Origin of the sequence: Polynucleobacter sp. (assembly GCF_040400325.1) — a bacterium.
GTDB lineage: Bacteria > Pseudomonadota > Gammaproteobacteria > Burkholderiales > Burkholderiaceae > Polynucleobacter.
The window spans coordinates 405,513-424,658 of record NZ_JBBAQK010000001.1; the positions used below are offsets into that span (position 1 = coordinate 405,513).

Here is a 19,146-nt window from a genome sequence, read left to right on the forward strand (position 1 = left end):
GACATCAGCCTTAGCTTCTAGCCCTTCAGCTTCTCTTTAATGAGCGCCATTTGTTCCTGGGTTGCTATCTCTCCAGCAAGGATAGCCGCATTTCTGGATTTGAAATCACTACCACCCATCTGTAATAGTTGAGGTTGTATGACGATATCGGCGTTTTTGAGTTCGTACTGATTAATGCTTCGCTGCATGATGGAGATCGTTTGCTGTAATACGCCCAAGGTGCCACTGGCATCCTGATGTACGGGTTCAGAGGAGATATTGACAGCAATCACCAGTGTTGCCCCCATCTGTCTTGCATAGCTCACGGGAACTGGTGCGACTAGGCCTCCATCAACATATTCTTTACCGCTAATCACAGCAGGCTGAAATACACCTGGTACGCTGCAGGATGCGCGCACAGCAAGACCCGTATTCCCCGAGCGAAACAAAATTCCTTTTCCAGATTGCAGATCAGTCGCAACGATTCCAAGAGGAATGCGCATTTGCTCAATCGTTTTATTTTGGACTTCCCGGTTCACCATATTTTGAAGTGCATCGCCTTTAATCAGTCCGCCAAAACGACCAACGAAGGGCAGCCCCCAGTCTGCAATAGTAGCTTCATCTAAATTGAGGGCTAGACGATTGATTTCATTTCCGGTTGCGCCAGAGGCAAGCAGCGCTGCAATAACGCTACCAGCACTACTGCCAACCACCAGATCAGGCCGAATATCTTGAGATTCCAGAGCTTTGATCACTCCTACATGGGCAAACCCACGGGCAGCCCCGGCACCTAAAACTAGACCAATAACGGGCTTGCGAGGGCTAAAAATACCGCAGGAACTCAGACTTCCTGCTCCTAGAAGGGCGCTCAGTCCAATTCCAAGTCCCAAGGCGCGACGCCTTTCTTGGGAATCGAGTTGTATAGAGGGGGTTTGGTCTAAAAAGTCATTCATTTGGCTATTGTATTGAGCCTACCTTATAATGAGTACTAGGTGAACGAAAAGTACTTCGTCTCGGTACGGACATGCCTTCCAACTAGAAATATTGAGATTAGTTGTCCGTAGTAACTTAAGAACACCCCAAACCCATTACTGAAATACATTTTTTTAAAGCTATATCAGGCGTAATCCTGATGGCCCGACTTTTATGGATGATCACAACAAGCGCGTAATTGAAACAGCTCTCCTGTGCGCGCAGGAGCCACTCACCATTGCTGAACTGTCTCGTTTATTCGTTGAGGATATTTCTAATGCTGATATCGATGAAGCATTAGTGGAGATGCAGCGGGCATGGGATGATAAGGGGATGGAGCTGGCGCATATTGCTACTGGTTGGCGTTTCCAAAGTCGTCTATCGATGCGTGAGTATCTTGATCGTTTGACTCCTGAGAAGCCGCCAAAGTATTCCCGTGCTGTCATGGAAACCTTAGCCATTATTGCTTATCGTCAACCCGTTACCCGGGGTGAGATTGAAGAAATTCGCGGTGTAGCAGTCAGTAGTAATGTGATGAAACAACTGGAAGATCGTGGCTGGGTTGAAGTGATTGGTCATAAAGAAACGATTGGTCGTCCTGGTCTTTACGCTACTACTAAACAATTTTTAGATGATCTTAGTTTGACTAATCTACAAAGCTTGCCAATGTTAGAAGATGCTGCCCCAATGGCCGCAGCAGAACAGTTAGGTCAAGCAGTGATGGAATTTGATGCCAATGCCACTGTTGAAACAGTTGTGATTCAGCATGATCAAGTAATAGAAGAAACAGAAGAAACAGAAGAAGTTAGCGAAGCAATAGAAGAAGTTACCCCAGAGTCTGAAAATAAATCAGACGAAGCAAAATAATTATTAATGACAAGCTCAAACGAAAACGATTCAACTCCGGTAGTTCATTCATCGGCAGCCCCCTCTAATACTGATGGCACCCCAGATGGTGGCGTTAAGGTCGACGGTCGCGAAGGGGGCGAGCGTCGCCCACGCCGACCTGGTACCGGTAAGCACCCATTTAATAAAAAGCGTCCTTTCAATAAAGATAGGCCACGCCGTGAAGGGGATTCTGCCAATACATCAAGAGAGGGTGGCGGCAATCATGCTGCTAAGTTAGCCCCAAACCCGGCGGATGTTGAAGCATTATTTGCTTCGGTAGTGTCTGGAGAATTTGATGCAGCCTTAGATGCCCCAGAAGTATTGGAAGTCAAAAACCCTGATGGTCTAAATGAGAGTGAGATCTCTCATCAAACGGGAGCAGAGCGTCGGGCACAACGCGCTCAATCACGTGATGATGAAGATTCAGATGGGCCTACTGAAGAGGAACTCAATAGCCTGCAATTTGCAAATGTTGACGAGTTGCCTCTGAGTATGCGTGATGAAGTCTGGTCTGATCTTGATGGTTTAGATGATGATGCTGATGACGAAGATACTGTCAAACTCCATAAGGTCTTGGCCGACGTAGGGATGGGTTCACGACGTGATATGGAAGACTTGATTATTCAGGGTCGTGTATCAGTCAATAGTTTGCCAGCACATATTGGGCAACGAATTGGACCTACTGATCAGGTGCGTATTAATGGCAAGCCAGTACATCGCAAGATTCAGACAAAGCCACCCCGCGTGATTCTTTATCACAAGCCATCAGGTGAGATTGTTAGTCAATCAGACCCTGAAGGCCGTCCAACTGTTTTTGATCGTTTGCCTAAGCCTCGTCAAGGACGTTGGATTGCAGTAGGTCGACTAGACTTTAATACTGAAGGCTTATTACTATTTACTACTTCGGGTGAATTGGCTAATCGCTTGATGCATCCTCGTTATGGTGTTGAGCGTGAATATGCTGTCCGTATTTTGGGTGAGCTCAGTCAGGAAAATACTGCTCTGCTCAAAAGCGGCATACAGCTAGATGATGGTCAAGCCAAGTTCTTGCGTTTAGCAATGGGTGGTGGCGATGGTGCTAATCGTTGGTATCACGTTGCTTTGACTGAAGGACGCAATCGCGAAGTGCGTCGCATGTTCGAAGCAGTGGGTCATACCGTTTCACGCCTACTTCGTACTCGTTATGGCATGTTCTTGTTGCCTCCACGTTTAAGACGAGGAAAATGGGAGGAAGTTGAGGCGGGTGGCATATATAACTTGATGAAGTTTGCAGGCTTGAAGATGCCTCAGCCACAAGACAAAGGCCGCAACCCAAATCATCAGGGGCGTGATCGTAACCCTGCATCTGGAGAAAATTTTCAGCCAGATCCTATGCAAACCTCAGTTTCTTATTGGGGATCTCGTGATGCTTTAACGATGGCTAGTGGCCATAATGGCCTGACCCATCAGGGCAAAAACGGTAAACCAGGCGGGGGATCTGCAGAGGGGCGAGGCTCCTTCAGAGGTCGAACACAAGGTGGCAGGCCTGGTCAAGGTACTCAGGGTGGACAAGGCGGCCAGGGCCAAAATCGCAATAAGGCCAAAAAAGTACACCACGGGCAGTCAGCATTTGTGACTGGAAACCCCCAGGATCCAGGAAATGGCCCTAAAAGAAGCGCCCCAAAAGGCAGAAAACCATTCAATAAGGGTCCGAGAAAGCCTCGAAACCCCGGCGAAAGCTTCTGATTTCTAACAGTTTTCCTTCAAATCAGCTATAATTTTGGTCTTACTGCAGGCATCTGCGGTACTAAGTTGTTACCGACTGATGTTGCGATCAACGTAAGTCGGCCTGTTCTGAATTTCAAGAATATGGGCTTTAAGGCCCATTTTTTTTTGCCATTTTGGTATGAAGGGTTGTTGTGAAAGATCAGCAGATTATTTCTGCAGAGCTGGAAAACTTGGGCTATACGCTGGTAGATATTGAGCGTGAAGCTGGAGGTTTGCTGCGTGTCACGATTGAAAACCCAGATTATGAGCGTTTGATTTCTGTTTTAGATTGCGAAAAGGTGAGTCATCAATTGAGCTACGCCTTGCCTGTTGAGAATATTCCTTATGAACGTTTGGAGATTTCTTCACCGGGTCTAGATCGCCCTGTCAAAACAGCAATTGATTTTGAGCGCTTTACCGGAATGGAAGTGGATTTGAAGTTACGTGTTGCTGTTGGTGGTCGCAAGAATTTTCGTGGTGTATTGCAAGGTTTGCTGAGTGGTGAATTGAATTCACCTGATGCGAAATTTAGTTTGTTATTTGAGGGTGCTGATGGTCAGCCCTCTCAGTTGGAGTTTTCTTTAGCCGAGGTCGATAAGACTCGGTTGGTCCCTGTTATTGATTTCAAAGGAAGAAAGTCATGAGTCGAGAAGTTCTCATGTTGGCAGATGCCTTAGCGCGTGAAAAGAATGTTGATCAAATGATTGTGTTTGAGGCGCTAGAGATGGCATTGGCATCAGCCACAAAAAAACGTTACACAACAGAAGATGTAGATATTCGCGTATCGATTGATCGTGAATCTGGCGAATACGAAACCTTCCGTCGCTGGTTGGTTGTGCCTGATGAGGCCGGACTTCAGGAGCCAGATAAAGAGATTTTGCAATTTGAAGCTCAAGAGCAAATTCCTGATATGGAAGTTGGCGAGTACATTGAAGAGCAAATCGAATCTCTTGCTTTCGGTCGTATTGGTGCCCAAGCAGCTAAGCAAGTGATCTTGCAACGCATTCGTGATGCTGAGCGTGAGCAAATCTTGAATGATTATTTAGAGCGCGGCGAGAAAGTCATGACGGGTACAGTGAAGCGTGCCGATAAGAATGGCTTGATTATTGAATCTGGTCGGGTTGAGGCTTTATTGCGTCGCGATCAAATGATTCCTAAGGAGAATTTACGCTCTGGTGACCGAGTGCGCGCATATATCCTGAAAGTCGATCGTGAGGCACGTGGCCCACAAATCGAACTTTCTCGTACTTGCCCAGACTTCTTAATTAAATTATTTGAGAATGAAGTGCCTGAAATGGAGCAAGGCCTATTGGAGATTAAGGGCGCCGCTCGCGATCCTGGGATCCGTGCAAAGATCGCCGTTATTACCTATGACAAGCGCATTGATCCTATTGGAACATGTGTTGGTGTTCGCGGAACTCGAGTGACAGCAGTGCGCAATGAAGTTGCTGGTGAAGCAGTTGATATTGTTTTATGGTCTGAAGATCCAGCGCAGTTTGTGATTGGTGCATTAGCCCCTGCTCAAGTTTCATCAATCGTAGTCGATGAAGAACGTCATGCTATGGACGTTGTAGTTGACGAAGAGAATTTGGCAATTGCGATTGGTCGTAGCGGACAAAATGTACGCTTGGCTAGTGATCTGACAGGTTGGCAGATCAACATCATGACTCCAGAGGAGTCTGCTGAGAAAACAGAGAAAGAAGCTTCTTCAGTTCGTCAGCTGTTCATGGACAAATTAGACGTTGACCAAGAGGTTGCTGATATCTTGATTGAAGAAGGTTTTAATACCTTGGAAGAGGTTGCCTATGTTCCTCTCTCTGAAATGCTAGAAATTGATTCATTTGATGAAGATACCGTTAATGAATTACGCAATCGTGCGCGTGATTCCTTATTAATGATGGAGCTAGCAAAAGAAGAGCGGATTGGTGAAGTGTCACAAGATTTGCTTTCCTTAGAGGGAATGACAACCGAACTGATTGCTAAGCTTGCCGAGAATCAAGTTCACACCCGTGACGACCTTGCTGAACTGGCTGTTGATGAGCTGGTTGAGGCGACACAAATTGACGAAGAAACTGCGAAAACGCTCATCATGAAAGCGCGCGAACATTGGTTTACTTCATGAGAGGAAGTAGTGCATGGCAACAACAACAGTAAAAGTACTCGCTAAGGAACTCAAACGAACTGCGGCTGACCTCTTGGAGCAATTGAAGGCAGCTGGGATCGACAAAGGTTCAGAGGACGATAGCATTACCGAAAAAGATAAAACTGCATTACTTGAGTATTTGCAAAAAGCTCACGGTAGTACTGAAGCTGGCTCGCGCAAAAAGATTACCTTGATCAAGCGCGAGAGTTCAGAGATTCGTCAAGCAGATTCAACGGGGCGTACGCGTACTGTGCAAGTTGAGGTACGTAAAAAACGTGTCTTAGTTAAGCGCGGCGATGAAGTGCCAGCCGAAGTAGAAGCGCCAGTAGCAAAAGTAACTCAAGTAGAAGCCCCTGCTGCGCCTGCTAAACTGATTCTTTCTGAAGAGGAGCTAGGGAAGCGTGCTGCTGAAGCAACTCGTCAAGCTGAATTACTGGCTCGTCAAGAAGCTGAAATGAAGGCGGCTGAAGAAGTCCGTCAAAAACAAGCTGCAATCGTAGATTCTGAAAAAGAGACTAAGTCTGGGGATAAGGCTGCGGCTTCTGAGAAAAAGGCGCAAAGTGATAAGGCAGCTAAAGAATTAGCGGCTACTAAGGAAAAAGAATTAGCGGAGATTCGGGTTCGTCGCGCTGCTGCTGAGGCAGAAGCTTTAGCTATTCGCGACATGATGAGTACTCCTGCGCGTGTGCTTAAAGCTCCAAGTGAGATTGCTGCTGAAGATAGCAAAAAAGGTACTTTGCATAAGCCTGCCAAAGCTGAGGGTGCAGATGATAAGAAAAAAGCGCCAGCTAAGGTTGGTGGCAAAACAATTAAATCTTCTGAAACTTCATCCACTTGGCAAGAAGAGGGTGCCAAGAAGCCAGGTGGTCTTAAAACTCGTGGTGATTCATCTGGTGGTGTTGGTGGTTGGCGTTCTGGTGGTGGCAGAAAGAAACAACGCCAAATTGCTGAAGCAAACGTCGATACCAATTTTCAGGTTCCAACCGAGCCTGTAATTCATGATGTGCATGTTCCTGAAACGATTACTGTTGCTGAGTTAGCTCATGAAATGGCAGTAAAGAGTGCAGAGGTTATTAAGTTGTTAATGGGTATGGGTCAGATGGTGACCATTAATCAGGTGCTTGATCAAGATACTGCGATGATCATCGTTGAGGAAATGGGTCATAAAGCTCATGCCGCAAAATTAGATGATCCAGATTTAGATTTGGGTCTAGACGGGCATGATGCAGAGCTCTTGCCGCGTCCACCTGTAGTGACTGTGATGGGTCACGTTGATCATGGTAAGACTTCTTTACTCGATAAGATTCGTTTAGCAAAAGTTGCCTCTGGTGAAGCTGGTGGAATTACTCAGCATATCGGCGCATATCACGTAGAAACTCCTCGCGGCATGATTACCTTCTTAGATACTCCGGGTCACGAAGCTTTTACAGCAATGCGTGCGCGCGGTGCTAAGGCAACTGATATTGTGATTCTGGTGGTTGCTGCTGACGACGGTGTTATGCCGCAAACAAAGGAAGCGATTCATCATGCAGTAGCAGGTGGAGTTCCGATTGTTGTAGCTATCAATAAGATTGATAAACCAGATGCCAATTTAGAGCGCGTTAAAACTGAATTAGTTGCTGAGCAAGTGGTTCCTGAGGAATATGGCGGTGATGTGCCATTCATTTCAGTATCAGCAAAAACGGGTGAGGGCATTGATGCCTTGCTGGAAAACGTTTTGTTGCAAGCAGAGATTTTAGAGTTGAGGGCGCCAAAGGATGCTCCAGCCCAAGGTCTTGTTATTGAGGCGCGCTTAGATAAAGGTAAGGGTCCAGTTGCAACAGTGCTCGTACAGTCTGGTACGCTAAAGCGTGGCGATATGTTGCTAGCAGGCTCGACTTTTGGTCGTGTGCGTGCGATGTTAGATGAAAATGGTAAGCCTTGTTCTGAAGCAGGCCCATCCATTCCAGTAGAGATTCAAGGTTTATCTGAAGTACCTGCTGCAGGTGAGTCAGTGCAGGTAGTTCCTGATGAGCGTAAGGCACGTGAAATTGCTCTATTCCGTCAAGGTAAGTTCCGTGATGTGAAGTTGGCAAAACAACAGGCATTCAAGCTCGAAACCATGATGGAGAATATGGAAGAAGGCGCTGTTGAGGCGAAGTTGTTGCCGCTCATTATCAAGGCAGATGTTCAGGGTTCTCAAGAAGCTTTGGCTCAATCCTTAATGAAGCTCTCTACACCAGAAGTTAAAGTACAAATCGTTCATGTAGCTGTGGGCGGCATTACTGAAACGGACGTGAACTTAGCAGTAGCTTCTAAGGCCGTCATTATTGGCTTTAATTCTCGTGCTGATGCTGCTGCGCGTAAGTTAGCTGAGAACAATGGTGTAGATATTCGTTATCACAACATTATTTATGACGCTGTTGATGAAGTGAAATTAGCGTTGAGCGGTATGTTGACACCAGATAAGAAAGAAGAAATCACCGGCTTAGTAGAAATCCGTCAAGTCTTCCTGGTATCTAAGGTTGGCGCCATTGCAGGTTGCTTAGTGGTTGATGGAATCATTAAACGTGCCTCAAGTGTTCGTCTCTTGCGTGAGAACGTAGTAATTTGGTCTGGTGATCTCGATTCACTCAAGCGCTTTAAAGATGATGCAAAAGAGGTTCGTGCTGGTGTTGAGTGCGGATTGTCATTAAAAGGCTATAACGACATAAAAGAAGGCGACCAACTTGAGGTATTCGAAGTTACTGAAGTTGCACGCTCACTGTAAACCAAAGTATTATGCATAAAACTAGCCCGCATCGTAACCAGCGTCTTGCCGATCAAATTCAGCGAGACCTGGCCGAACTGATTCCTCGTGAGCTACGCAGCCCTAGTTTAGGATTGATCACACTGCAAAGTATTGAACTCACGCCGGATTTAGCCCATGCCAAAGTATTTTTTACTGTTTTAGGTGCTGAGCCAGAACATGTACTTAAAGCACTGCAAGAGAAAGCAGGCTATTTACATTCTTTGTTATTCAAGCGTTTACATATCCATACTGTGCCAACATTGCATTTTCACTATGACAGCTCAATTGAGCATGGCATGGAAATGTCGCGATTGATCGATCAAGCGGTAGAGAGCGATCATAAAGACGAGACTAAGTAATTTATATGCCTATACGGATCGATGGCGTAGTGCTGCTAGATAAACCCGCAGGAATGAGTTCACAGGGTGCAGTCACTGCCGTAAAGCGTGCATTGAATGCTGAGAAGGCAGGGCATACTGGAACATTGGATCCAGTGGCGACTGGTTTGTTGCCTATCTGCCTTGGAGAAGCCACTAAGTATTCACAAGATCTATTGGATGCCAATAAAAGCTATATAGCTAGAGTGAAATTTGGTGTTCGTACTGATACCGGGGATGCTGAAGGCCAAGCAATAGAAGAGAAGCCTTTACCAATATTTGTAAATACAGTAGATCTCAAAAAATCTTTAGACGGATTGCTCCCAAAGTTTACTGGAGCTATTTCTCAAGTACCCCCTATGTATTCCGCATTAAAGCGTGACGGTAAACCACTCTATGAGTATGCTCGCGCTGGAGTGGAGTTAGAGCGTGCACCTCGAGAGATCACGATCCATCAAATTCGCTGGACGGATATTGGCTGGCCTGAAGCCACATTAGAGGTGAGCTGTAGTAAGGGGACTTATATTCGTGTCTTGGCTGAAGATCTTGGTAATGCATTAGGTTGTGGCGCGCACTTGGTTGGTTTGCGTCGTACTGAGGTAGGGCATTTAAGTCTTGAGCAGTCTTTTACGATCGAATCTATTCAACAAGGCCTTCAAGATAGCGCTAGTTACATTCTACCAATTGATGCCTTACTGCAAACCTTGCCTCATTTAACTGTAGATGAGCAGCAAGCTAAACGTCTTGAGATGGGGCAACGCGTCCCGCTCAATTTACCCTCGATTGAAGCGCTAGTCCGGATTTATCGTGCTACTGCTGCACCACACAACTTTATTGGCACTGCTGATTGGCGATCTGGAGTTCTCCATCCAAAACGCTTAATTTCTCAAGCCCATTAACCTTTTTATTGATCCTTAACTTTAGAAGCTTCACATGACTAAACGCGCACTTCGTAATATTGCTATCATCGCCCACGTCGACCACGGCAAAACCACATTGGTTGACCAACTTTTACGTCAATCAGGCACCTTTCGCTCGAATGAAAAAATGACCGAACGCGTCATGGATTCAAACGACTTGGAAAAAGAGCGTGGTATTACTATTTTGTCCAAGAATTGCTCAGTAGAGTACGACGGTACCCATGTCAATATTGTTGATACCCCGGGACATGCCGACTTTGGTGGTGAAGTAGAGCGCGTACTCTCGATGGTTGACGGTGTGTTGCTTTTAGTTGATGCAGTTGAGGGGCCAATGCCACAAACGCGTTTTGTGACCAAGAAAGCACTAGCACTCGGTTTGAAGCCGATCGTAGTGATTAACAAGGTTGACCGTCCAGGTGCACGTTGCGATTATGTTATCAATGCAACCTTTGAGTTATTTGACAAACTTGGCGCTACTGAAGAGCAGCTCGATTTCCCCATCATTTATGCATCTGGCTTAAATGGCTATGCAGGTATGAAAGAAGATGTGCGTGAGGGTGATATGCGTCCATTGTTCGATGCTGTCTTAGAGCATGTTCCTGTTCGTGACGATAATCCTGATGGTCCTTTGCAGTTTCAGATCTCATCAATTGACTACAACAGTTATGTTGGAAAGATTGGTATTGGTCGCGTGAACCGTGGCCGTGTTAAGCCAGGCATGGAAGTGATTTGTATGAATGGCCCAGATGCTGTGCCATTTAAAGGACGTGTTAACCAAGTATTGAAATTCAAAGGCTTGGAGCGAGAGGTTGTTGATGAAGCCTTTGCTGGTGATATCGCACTGATTAACGGCATTGAAGAGTTGGCTATTGGTACCACTGTTTGTGCGGTGGATACGCCTGAAGCATTGCCTATGCTCAAAATCGATGAGCCAACCTTAACCATGAACTTTATGGTTAACACCAGTCCATTTGCAGGTCGTGAAGGTAAGTTTGTGACTAGCCGTCAGATTCGTGAGCGCTTAGATCGTGAATTGAAATCAAATATGGCGCTGCGTGTCAATGAAACTGATGACGATACAGTGTTTGAGGTATCTGGTCGTGGCGAATTACATCTGACAATCTTAGTTGAGACGATGCGTCGTGAGGGTTATGAATTAGCAGTATCTCGTCCTCGGGTAGTGTTTCATGAAGAGGATGGCGTCAAGATGGAGCCTTACGAAAACCTTACTGTGGACCTTGAAGATGCTACTCAAGGTGCAGTAATGGAAGATTTAGGCAAGCGTAAAGGCGAACTGCAAGATATGGTGAGTGATGGTAAGGGCCGTACCCGTCTTGAATACAGAATTCCTGCACGTGGTTTGATTGGCTTTCAAGGCGACTTTATGACCATGACTCGCGGTAATGGCTTATTGAGCCATACCTTCGATTGTTATGCTCCTGCTAAAGATGGTATTTTGGGCGAGCGTCACAATGGGGTATTGATCAGCCAGGATGATGGTGAAGCAGTCGCCTATGCTATTTGGAAATTACAAGATCGTGGTCGTATGTTTGTTAAACATGGTGACCCTGTGTATGAGGGCATGGTGATCGGAATACATAGTCGTGACAATGACTTAGTTGTAAACCCTATTAAAGGTAAGCAATTAACCAACGTTCGTTCTTCAGGTACGGATGAAGCTGTACGCTTGGTCACTCCAATTGATTTAACTTTGGAATACGCTGTGGAATTCATTAGTGATGATGAGTTAGTCGAAGTAACGCCAAAGAGTGTCCGAGTTCGTAAGCGCTTCTTAAAGGAACATGATCGCAAGAAGGCATCGCGCGAATAACTTTATATTCAGCTGATCATTGAGAGTCGCCTCTATGGCGGCTCTTTTTTATAGGACTGTCATGAAGCTGTCATATATTTCTATATAATTGGAAATATAAAAAATACAATTGCTATACAAGCTTTTTTAGCTCTAGGGCAGGAGTCTAGGCTTAATATCTTCTGCTTGATTGTTCAGCGTGGTGATCATGGCTTAACTCCTAGTCAAATCATTGAAAAATTAGGCATTCCTAATGCGACTCTAAGTTTTCACTTAAAAGAGTTGGTTAATGCAAATCTACTGCTAGTAGAAAGACAAAGTAGAAATTTAATTTATCGACCTAATGCCGATTTAGTTCAAGCGCTAAGTGATTTTTTGCTCGAGAACTGCTGCGATGGAGCACCCTGTATTCCTATAAAGACATCTCGGAAAATGAAACAGTGATGAAGACTTACAATATTCTCTTTTTATGTACCCATAATTCAGCACGCTCTGTTATTGGTGAAGCATTGGCTTCTACGCATCCTAGCGGAAAGTTTAAGGGTTATTCAGCTGGGTCTACCCCAGGCACCAGGATAAATCCATTTGCTGCTGAAATTGCCAAAGAGTTAGGCATGGATGTTACGCTGCTGAAATCCAAAAGCTGGGATGTATTCAGTGAGCCGAATGCGCCACAAATGGATTTTATTATTACTGTTTGCGATAACGCTGCAGGGGAGGTTTGCCCTTTTTGGCCTGGACAACCAGTCAATGCTCATTGGGGCTTTCCAGATCCTTCACAAGTGTTAGGCACCGACATGGAGAAGAGGGTAGCATTTAATCAAGTGATGAATGGCCTAAAAAAACGCATTGATATTTTGGCATCTATGCCCCTAGATAAGCTTGACGCAATGAGTCTCAAAGAGATTCATACGAAGTCATGAACACTTTAACTAAAAAACTCTCTTTTCTTGATCGCTACCTCACGATATGGATTTTTACCGCCATGGCCATTGGTATAGGTCTAGGGTACTTTTTTCCCGGTGTCGAAGGGCTGATTAATAGCTTTCAAGTAAGTTCGACCAATATTCCTATTGCAGTGGGCCTCATATTAATGATGTATCCCCCATTTGCAAAAGTGCGTTATGAAGATTTGCCCGATGTCTTTAAAGAGAAAAGAATTTTTGGCATTTCTTTATTGATGAACTGGATTATTGCACCAGCCTTGATGTTCTTTTTAGCGATTACTTTTGTCCCAGATCGACCAGAATATATGGCAGGTTTGATATTGATTGGTATTGCGCCGTGCATTGCGATGGTGATTATCTGGAATGACCTTGCTAAAGGCTCTACTGAATATGCCGCAGGCTTGATAGCATTTAATGCTCTCTTTCAAGTGCTGTTCTTTAGTATCTATGCCTACTTTTTCCTCACGGTGCTTCCGCCGTACTTTGGCTTAACTGGATTAGAGATCAGCGTCGGTATGGGGCAGATCACTCAGAGCGTATTGATCTATCTTGGTGTGCCATGCATTGCTGGCATTTTGACTAGAGTAGTGATGCTCAGGTTTGTTTCCAAAGAGTGGTACCACGAACATTTTGTTCCGCGCATTAGTAAAATCACTTTGATTTCATTGCTTTTTACTATTGTGGTAATGTTTAGTCTCAAGGGTAATTTAATCTTGAGTCTGCCAATGGATGTAGTCACTATCGCTATTCCATTGCTCATTTTCTTCCTCGTGATGTTTTTATTAACCTTTTGGGTCACTGGGAAAATGGGGATTGATTACAAGCGCTGCTGCACTCTGTCATTTACAGCATCAAGTAATAACTTTGAGTTGGCAATTGCTGTTGCAATAGCGGTCTTTGGGATTAATTCTGGAGCTGCTTTTGCAGCAGTAATAGGACCCTTGGTAGAAGTCCCAATTATGATTGGCCTGGTATCGATTGCCCTCTGGATTAAAGAGCGTTACTACGCTCGGTAAGGTCTTATCAGACTTTCGAGTCCATCAGTATCATTGTGGGTTCGAAGCTGATCGATATTTTCTCTTAATTTTTTAACTTCTTTGCACTGTAGAGCCCGTAACTTATTACGACTCAATCCATAGGTATCGACTAAATAGCGAATTCTGGAAAGACATATTTGCATCCGAATAATCCAATAGATTGCAAATATGCCCGGAGCAAGCAGCAGTATGAGTAAGCTCATGCCTCAGAAATTACTTCACTAGTAAAACAGCCTGCTTTGCCGCTGCAGATACTTTTTGTGCAACCGACCCCATTAAAGCATCTAATATGCCTGTCCTGCCTTTAGAACCCATCACAATTAAATCAAACTTTTCTTTATTGGCAAGATTGATGATTTCTTCGGCAATATTGCCGCGCCTAATGACCATATTATGATTCACGCTAGCAGCGTCCAAAGTTTTTTGGGCGGGCTTTAACTCTTTTTCACTGACTTCTCGCAGGTAGTCATCCACTACACTTTTAGCTACAAATTGCTTGACATGACCAAGGCCGATGTCATCGTGGATGCTGACTAAGGTTACAGAGCATTTGCTACGTAGATCTTTTGCAAGCTTGGCAACATACTTTGCAGCATTGAGAGATGATTTTGAGCCATCTACTGGTAGTAATATTTTCATATAGCCTTTCGAATGAGGGTGAGCTAAAAAGTCATTATTTTTATAATTAATCTGCCTCAATTTTAGCCCAGAAATAGGGCATTCCCATATTTAGAATCTAAAAAATGAACTTCTCTAAAGAGAGTTAGATTGCCGCAAAGCTATTTGCCTGAGCCTTGTGCCAGTAAAGCTCATAGACTCTTGATAGATGATGAGATTCATCTAGGAAATAATCTTTTAAAAGGAGGCCCGCAGGCATTTCAGGTAGAAGAAAAGAAAGTAGGCGGACCTCATTCGCACTGACACGCCTCATAATATGTGGCGCATCGATTTCTCCAGGGTGACGTAATCCTGCAGCTTCAACCAATTCTTTTAAAGCTCTGAGGGTTTCATGGTGGAAGTTGAAAACTCGTTCAGCTTTATTGGGAACTACTAAAGCTTTTTGACGAAGAGGATCTTGTGTGGTGACGCCAGTAGGGCAAAAGCCAGTATTGCAAACTTGCGCCTGAATGCAGCCAATCGAGAACATAAATCCTCTAGCACTATTACACCAGTCAGCACCCAGAGCAAATGCAACAGCCATGTCAAAGGAGCTAATGATTTTTCCTGAACAGCCAATCTTAATCTGATCACGTAAATTGACACCCACCAAGGTATTGTGTACCAAGCGCAACCCCTCTTGTAGTGGAGTGCCGACGTGATTAGTAAATTCAACAGGGGAGGCGCCAGTCCCGCCCTCAGAACCATCCACCACAATAAAATCTGGATAAATATTGGTTTCTAACATTGCCTTGACAATCGCAAACCACTCCCATGAATGGCCAATACATAATTTAAAGCCTACTGGCTTACCGCCAGATAGATCTCGCAGTCTCTGAACAAAGTGCATTAACTCTAGGGGGCTAGAAAATTCACTATGTGAGGCAGGGGAGATGCAGGCTACGCCTTCAGGTACTCCCCGTGCAGCAGCAATCTCTGCTGTTACTTTCTTACCAGGCAAGATGCCACCGTGACCGGGCTTAGCTCCTTGACTCAATTTGATCTCGATCATTTTGACTTGAGGATCAAGTGCATTCTCGGAATATTTTTCTGCATTAAAACTACCATCGTGATTGCGACAACCAAAGTAACCAGAACCAATTTCCCAAATTAAGTCACCACCATGAATACGGTGATAACGAGAGATCGAACCTTCCCCGGTGTCATGGGCAAACCGTCCCTTTTTGGCTCCTAAATTAAGAGCCATCACTGCATTAGCACTCAGAGAGCCAAAGCTCATGGCGGAGATATTAAAAATACTGGCGTTATAAATTTGTTTGCAGTCTTTGCCGCCTATCACGACCCGAAAATCATGAGTAGGCAATTTAGTGGGGGCCAAGGATTGATTAATCCATTGGTATCCAGGAGCCATAACATCTAAGGTGGTGCCAAAGGGGATTGAGTCAGAAACTGCTTTAGCACGTGAATAGACTAGCGATCTTTGTTCTCGAGAGAAAGGCGTTTGGTCGTTATCACCTTCGATAAAGTATTGCCGAATTTCAGGGCGGATATATTCGAGCAGGAAACGTAAATGCCCAATGATTGGGTAATTACGTAGGATCGACATTTTGGTTTGGATTAGATCATAAACTCCAACTGCTGATAAGAAACTGAAAAAAATAAAGAATTGCCAAACATTCTCATGCATCCCTAAGCCAATCAAGCTTGCAATAGCCCCTGTAGTACATAGTACAAATGGGGTATAACGAATTGGAAAAATGCCACTCGTTTTGCTATTCATAGATCCTCACTTTTACCCAGTAGTATAAGCTTCTTAGGTGTATCAGTAATTACGGGATAATCATTAAATTGTGAATGATCTGGTTGCTGGAATGAAAGTGAATTCTGAGGGTGTCTCTTCATCGAGGGTATATTTACCGAAAGGACGAAGTTTTACTAATTTACTGGAGTTTTTTGTAGCAAACTTTCCTCATATCGAATCAAGCGAATGGCAAGCCCGCTTCACAGAGGGTCTAGTAATGACATCAGATGGTCATGTGCTTGCATCTACTGATCCCTATCAAGCAAATATTCATCTCCTGTATTTCAGGCGCCTTAATAGAGAGCCGGAGATTCCTTTTGAAGAAACAATCCTTTTTCAAGACACACATATATTAGTAGCTGACAAACCACATTTTTTGCCAGTGACGCCAAGTGGTTTGTATCTGCATCAGACCTTACTCAACCGTTTAAAGAAAAGAACAGGAATACAAACTCTGAGCCCTATTCATCGGATTGATCGAGATACTGCTGGACTTGTAGTATTTTCAGTCAATCCAAAAGAGCGAGCGCAATACCAGAATTTATTTAGGGACCGCTTAGTGAAAAAAATCTACGAGGCGATTGCGCCATACTCAGAAAATCTTGATCAGAGGCTTCCAATGACCTATCGAAGTCGTATCGAAGAGTCAGATCATTTTCTCCAGATGCAGGAAGTAAACGGTGAAGCTAATTCTGATACTTATATAGAGCTCATTGAGAAAATAAAGCCTTGGGCAAGATATCGCCTGAGTCCTGGGAGCGGAAAGAAGCATCAATTACGCTGCCATCTCAATGCACTCAATATTCCCATCAAAAATGATCAGATCTATCCAGTACTGACACCATATCAAGAGTATGACTTGGACGTCTCTAAACCTTTGCAATTACTGGCAAAAGAAATCTATTTCAATGATCCTATTACAAAAGAGCCTAGAGCCTTTATTAGTCAAATAAAAATGATTTAAGTAAATTCTTAAGTCATTTATTAAAAGTCGATTATCTGGGTGTATTCTGATCTAAATCAATGATTGTGATAGTCCTCTATATAAAAGAGAGTATTCTTATCGTTTAAACATCATCAACATAGGATAGCAATGTCATTAAATCATGCAGTTATTTGGATTGACCATCAAGAAGCACATGTGATGTTTTTGAGTGAAGCAGCCAGTGAGGCTGAAGTGATTAGAAGCAAATCTTCTCATCAGCATTTGCATCATAAAGGTGGCGCAGTGGGAAGCGGTAGACTCAAGTTGGATGAAAAATATTTACATTCTGTTATCAATGCAGTCAATGAATCAAAAGAAATCTTAGTCTTAGGGCCTGGTTCAGCGAAGCTTGTACTCATCAAGCATGCGCATCACCACGATGCTAAGATCGCTGCCAATATTGTTGGTGTGGAAACCATAGACCATCCTAGCAATAAAGAAATTTTGGCTTATGCCAGAAAGTTTTTCTATAAAGCAGATCAAATGCTATGAGCGAACCCTTAGATTCCAATGGATTGCCAGGCCATGACTATTTTCTAGATGCGGTTAATCGTATTGATCAGGCAGTGTTTAGTAGTGCGATTCCGGCAAGTGCTGCAAAAGGGATTGTTTATAGTCTAGTAGAAACTGTTGGGTAGATGGTAGGAGACCCCGATCTTCCAGTGGATCTGAAATCTGCTTATATGGATGATTTAGATTTGGTAATGGATTTTGAGCAAAACTCACTAAATTAAGTTACATATGCCCTTAATTGCTCCATGGATTGGGTTAACTTTAGGGTAATTTTCCTTGCCCCTTTTAATTGTTCGTTCATTTACATTGCCAGATTAAGAATAAGATCTTAATCATCCCATATCCTCAAGCTTTCAGCTATAAACACACGCTTCACGGAAGCCATTAGCAAGTAAGAATGAATATTTAATAATAATTGTGAAAAATTCTGTTACGATTTAACTTGAATTTCACAGTTACTAAGTCGATGCGGCAATTTTTAGCTTAGGGTAGTTTAGTTCAATAATTAATTTAAACAATCGTCTACATGAAATATAAAATTTATATTCTTAGTATAGCTATTTTAATACTATGTTTTAAGCTGTTGCGAAATTTTCTATCCTACGTTTTCGAATCTTATCATATTCTCCCGGAGGAAATTACCATACCTTATCACATCAATTTTATTGAGCTTCTCTATCCTGTGGTAGTTTTTGCTGTTACTATGATTTTGGCTAGGTTCTTAATTGAGAGGCCAACTATTTTTGCCAGAAATCTTTTTATTCTTATTCAAATTATTGTCCAATTCTATATGATTATTTTTGGACACTTGGAATGGGTTGTGTCTAAAGGTGCCTCTGAGCTTGTCATGCAGATTGTTGGTCTTTATATTGTTATAGCATTCATTAACTTTATGCTAACGTCCATATTAATCTACCTTGCCTATCTGATTGAGCGCGATAGTCGCCTAACATCCAATGCTGTAGTGGGTAATCTTAGCTGATAACCAATAATACTGGAGGCAGTATTTCGCGTTGCAATTGCAGCGGAATATTTATCATCAAGAGCTAATTCGAAAATTTTCCAGGAAGCATCCTCGGTAAGTGAGTTTAGGCTAAATGAGTTCAGCTCTTTCCTCATTCCAAGGCCTATCGCCTTAACAACCGCCTCCTTTTTAGTCCACATGCTATAAAACAGACGTATTTTTTGGCTTGGATCTAATGTCATTAATAGTCTAATTTCATCTGGATGCATTGAATGTTCTATCAATAAGTCTAAATCTTGTAATGGAGTGATTTTTTCTATATCCACCCCAAGCGCTTGCTTAGAAAAACTAAGTATGACCCTTTTATCGGTATGCGAGAGATTAAAGTGGATTGGATAATTTTGAATAAACGGTTTGCCATGCTCGTCTGTTAAAACAATGGGTTTAATTTCAAATAACGACTCTAGAATAAAATCGAGCGCAAAATGTGCCGTAATGAACAAGTTCCTATCCTTATCTTTTGCGAACAAAGAGGCTCTTGTCTTATTCTTATCAGAAAGAAGATGATAAAAATTTATAAAATGTGATGGATCTATATTTTCTAGGTCTATATCCCAATAAGTAATTTCATTATCAGATAAGTTAAATTTATTACTGGACATCGGCGTCTTCTGTG

At 43.5% G+C, this 19,146-nt stretch carries 19 protein-coding genes; 14 read left to right on the plus strand and 5 right to left on the minus strand.

Annotated elements, in window-relative coordinates:
- Positions 1 to 17 precede the first annotated feature (17 nt).
- Positions 18 to 932 carry a patatin-like phospholipase family protein gene (locus ABWP14_RS02095; protein WP_353201310.1) on the minus strand — a complete coding sequence of 305 codons (915 nt, stop codon included), beginning with the start codon at positions 930 to 932 and terminating at the stop codon, positions 18 to 20.
- 193 nt (positions 933 to 1,125) lie between these two features.
- On the opposite strand from ABWP14_RS02095, the gene scpB reads away from it, so the two are divergent.
- From scpB to arsB, 11 genes are all read left to right on the plus strand, one after another.
- Entirely contained in the window at positions 1,126 to 1,818 is a 693-nt protein-coding gene (scpB, locus tag ABWP14_RS02100) for an SMC-Scp complex subunit ScpB (RefSeq protein ID WP_353201311.1), read from the plus strand.
- Positions 1,819 to 1,824: 6 nt separating this feature from the next.
- Positions 1,825 to 3,564, plus strand: coding sequence for a pseudouridine synthase (locus ABWP14_RS02105; protein WP_353201312.1), 1,740 nt, complete (start codon positions 1,825 to 1,827; stop codon positions 3,562 to 3,564).
- Positions 3,565 to 3,737: 173 nt separating this feature from the next.
- Positions 3,738 to 4,229 carry a ribosome maturation factor RimP gene (gene rimP, locus ABWP14_RS02110; RefSeq protein ID WP_353201313.1) on the plus strand — a complete coding sequence of 164 codons (492 nt, stop codon included), beginning with the start codon at positions 3,738 to 3,740 and terminating at the stop codon, positions 4,227 to 4,229.
- Complete coding sequence (nusA, locus tag ABWP14_RS02115; RefSeq protein ID WP_353201314.1) at positions 4,226 to 5,707, plus strand: transcription termination factor NusA; 1,482 nt, start codon at positions 4,226 to 4,228, stop codon at positions 5,705 to 5,707. Before rimP ends, nusA begins: the two co-directional genes overlap by 4 nt.
- A gap of 13 nt (positions 5,708 to 5,720) precedes the next feature.
- Positions 5,721 to 8,477 carry a translation initiation factor IF-2 gene (gene infB / locus ABWP14_RS02120; protein WP_353201315.1) on the plus strand — a complete coding sequence of 919 codons (2,757 nt, stop codon included), beginning with the start codon at positions 5,721 to 5,723 and terminating at the stop codon, positions 8,475 to 8,477.
- A gap of 11 nt (positions 8,478 to 8,488) precedes the next feature.
- The gene (gene rbfA / locus ABWP14_RS02125; RefSeq protein ID WP_353201316.1) at positions 8,489 to 8,857 is read left to right on the plus strand and encodes a 30S ribosome-binding factor RbfA; all 369 of its coding nucleotides are present in this window, start codon (positions 8,489 to 8,491) and stop codon (positions 8,855 to 8,857) included.
- Positions 8,858 to 8,862: 5 nt separating this feature from the next.
- Positions 8,863 to 9,774, plus strand: coding sequence for a tRNA pseudouridine(55) synthase TruB (gene truB / locus ABWP14_RS02130; RefSeq protein WP_353201317.1), 912 nt, complete (start codon positions 8,863 to 8,865; stop codon positions 9,772 to 9,774).
- Positions 9,775 to 9,808: 34 nt separating this feature from the next.
- Positions 9,809 to 11,626, plus strand: a complete 1,818-nt coding sequence (gene typA, locus ABWP14_RS02135; RefSeq protein ID WP_353201318.1) for a translational GTPase TypA — start codon at positions 9,809 to 9,811, stop codon at positions 11,624 to 11,626.
- 114 nt (positions 11,627 to 11,740) lie between these two features.
- Positions 11,741 to 12,049 carry an ArsR/SmtB family transcription factor gene (locus tag ABWP14_RS02140; RefSeq protein WP_353201448.1) on the plus strand — a complete coding sequence of 103 codons (309 nt, stop codon included), beginning with the start codon at positions 11,741 to 11,743 and terminating at the stop codon, positions 12,047 to 12,049.
- A complete protein-coding gene (locus tag ABWP14_RS02145; RefSeq protein WP_353201319.1) occupies positions 12,049 to 12,528 on the plus strand; it encodes an arsenate reductase ArsC in 480 nt (159 codons plus the stop codon). The genes ABWP14_RS02140 and ABWP14_RS02145 overlap by 1 nt, the downstream gene beginning before the upstream one ends.
- Positions 12,525 to 13,568 carry an ACR3 family arsenite efflux transporter gene (gene arsB / locus ABWP14_RS02150; RefSeq protein ID WP_353201320.1) on the plus strand — a complete coding sequence of 348 codons (1,044 nt, stop codon included), beginning with the start codon at positions 12,525 to 12,527 and terminating at the stop codon, positions 13,566 to 13,568. Before ABWP14_RS02145 ends, arsB begins: the two co-directional genes overlap by 4 nt.
- Here arsB and ABWP14_RS02155 read toward each other — a convergent pair.
- From ABWP14_RS02155 to ABWP14_RS02165, 3 genes are all read right to left on the minus strand, one after another.
- Complete coding sequence (locus ABWP14_RS02155) at positions 13,556 to 13,792, minus strand: hypothetical protein (protein ID WP_353201321.1); 237 nt, start codon at positions 13,790 to 13,792, stop codon at positions 13,556 to 13,558. The genes arsB and ABWP14_RS02155 overlap by 13 nt on opposite strands.
- Before the next feature lie 10 nt (positions 13,793 to 13,802).
- Positions 13,803 to 14,228, minus strand: coding sequence for a universal stress protein (locus tag ABWP14_RS02160; RefSeq protein ID WP_353201322.1), 426 nt, complete (start codon positions 14,226 to 14,228; stop codon positions 13,803 to 13,805).
- 124 nt (positions 14,229 to 14,352) lie between these two features.
- The gene (locus ABWP14_RS02165) at positions 14,353 to 15,987 is read right to left on the minus strand and encodes an FMN-binding glutamate synthase family protein (protein WP_353201323.1); all 1,635 of its coding nucleotides are present in this window, start codon (positions 15,985 to 15,987) and stop codon (positions 14,353 to 14,355) included.
- 70 nt (positions 15,988 to 16,057) lie between these two features.
- On the opposite strand from ABWP14_RS02165, the gene ABWP14_RS02170 reads away from it, so the two are divergent.
- The 3 genes from ABWP14_RS02170 to ABWP14_RS02180 all read left to right on the plus strand — a co-directional run bounded on the left by ABWP14_RS02170 (position 16,058) and on the right by ABWP14_RS02180 (position 17,631).
- On the plus strand, positions 16,058 to 16,972 hold the full coding sequence (locus tag ABWP14_RS02170; RefSeq protein ID WP_353201324.1) for a pseudouridine synthase: 915 nt from the start codon (positions 16,058 to 16,060) through the stop codon (positions 16,970 to 16,972).
- Between the two features lie 129 nt (positions 16,973 to 17,101).
- Positions 17,102 to 17,485 carry a translational machinery protein gene (locus tag ABWP14_RS02175; RefSeq protein ID WP_353201325.1) on the plus strand — a complete coding sequence of 128 codons (384 nt, stop codon included), beginning with the start codon at positions 17,102 to 17,104 and terminating at the stop codon, positions 17,483 to 17,485.
- Complete coding sequence (locus tag ABWP14_RS02180; RefSeq protein WP_353201326.1) at positions 17,482 to 17,631, plus strand: hypothetical protein; 150 nt, start codon at positions 17,482 to 17,484, stop codon at positions 17,629 to 17,631. The genes ABWP14_RS02175 and ABWP14_RS02180 overlap by 4 nt, the downstream gene beginning before the upstream one ends.
- A 796-nt stretch (positions 17,632 to 18,427) precedes the next feature.
- Here ABWP14_RS02180 and ABWP14_RS02185 read toward each other — a convergent pair.
- Positions 18,428 to 19,132, minus strand: coding sequence for a 4'-phosphopantetheinyl transferase family protein (locus ABWP14_RS02185; RefSeq protein WP_353201327.1), 705 nt, complete (start codon positions 19,130 to 19,132; stop codon positions 18,428 to 18,430).
- Positions 19,133 to 19,146 lie beyond the last annotated feature (14 nt).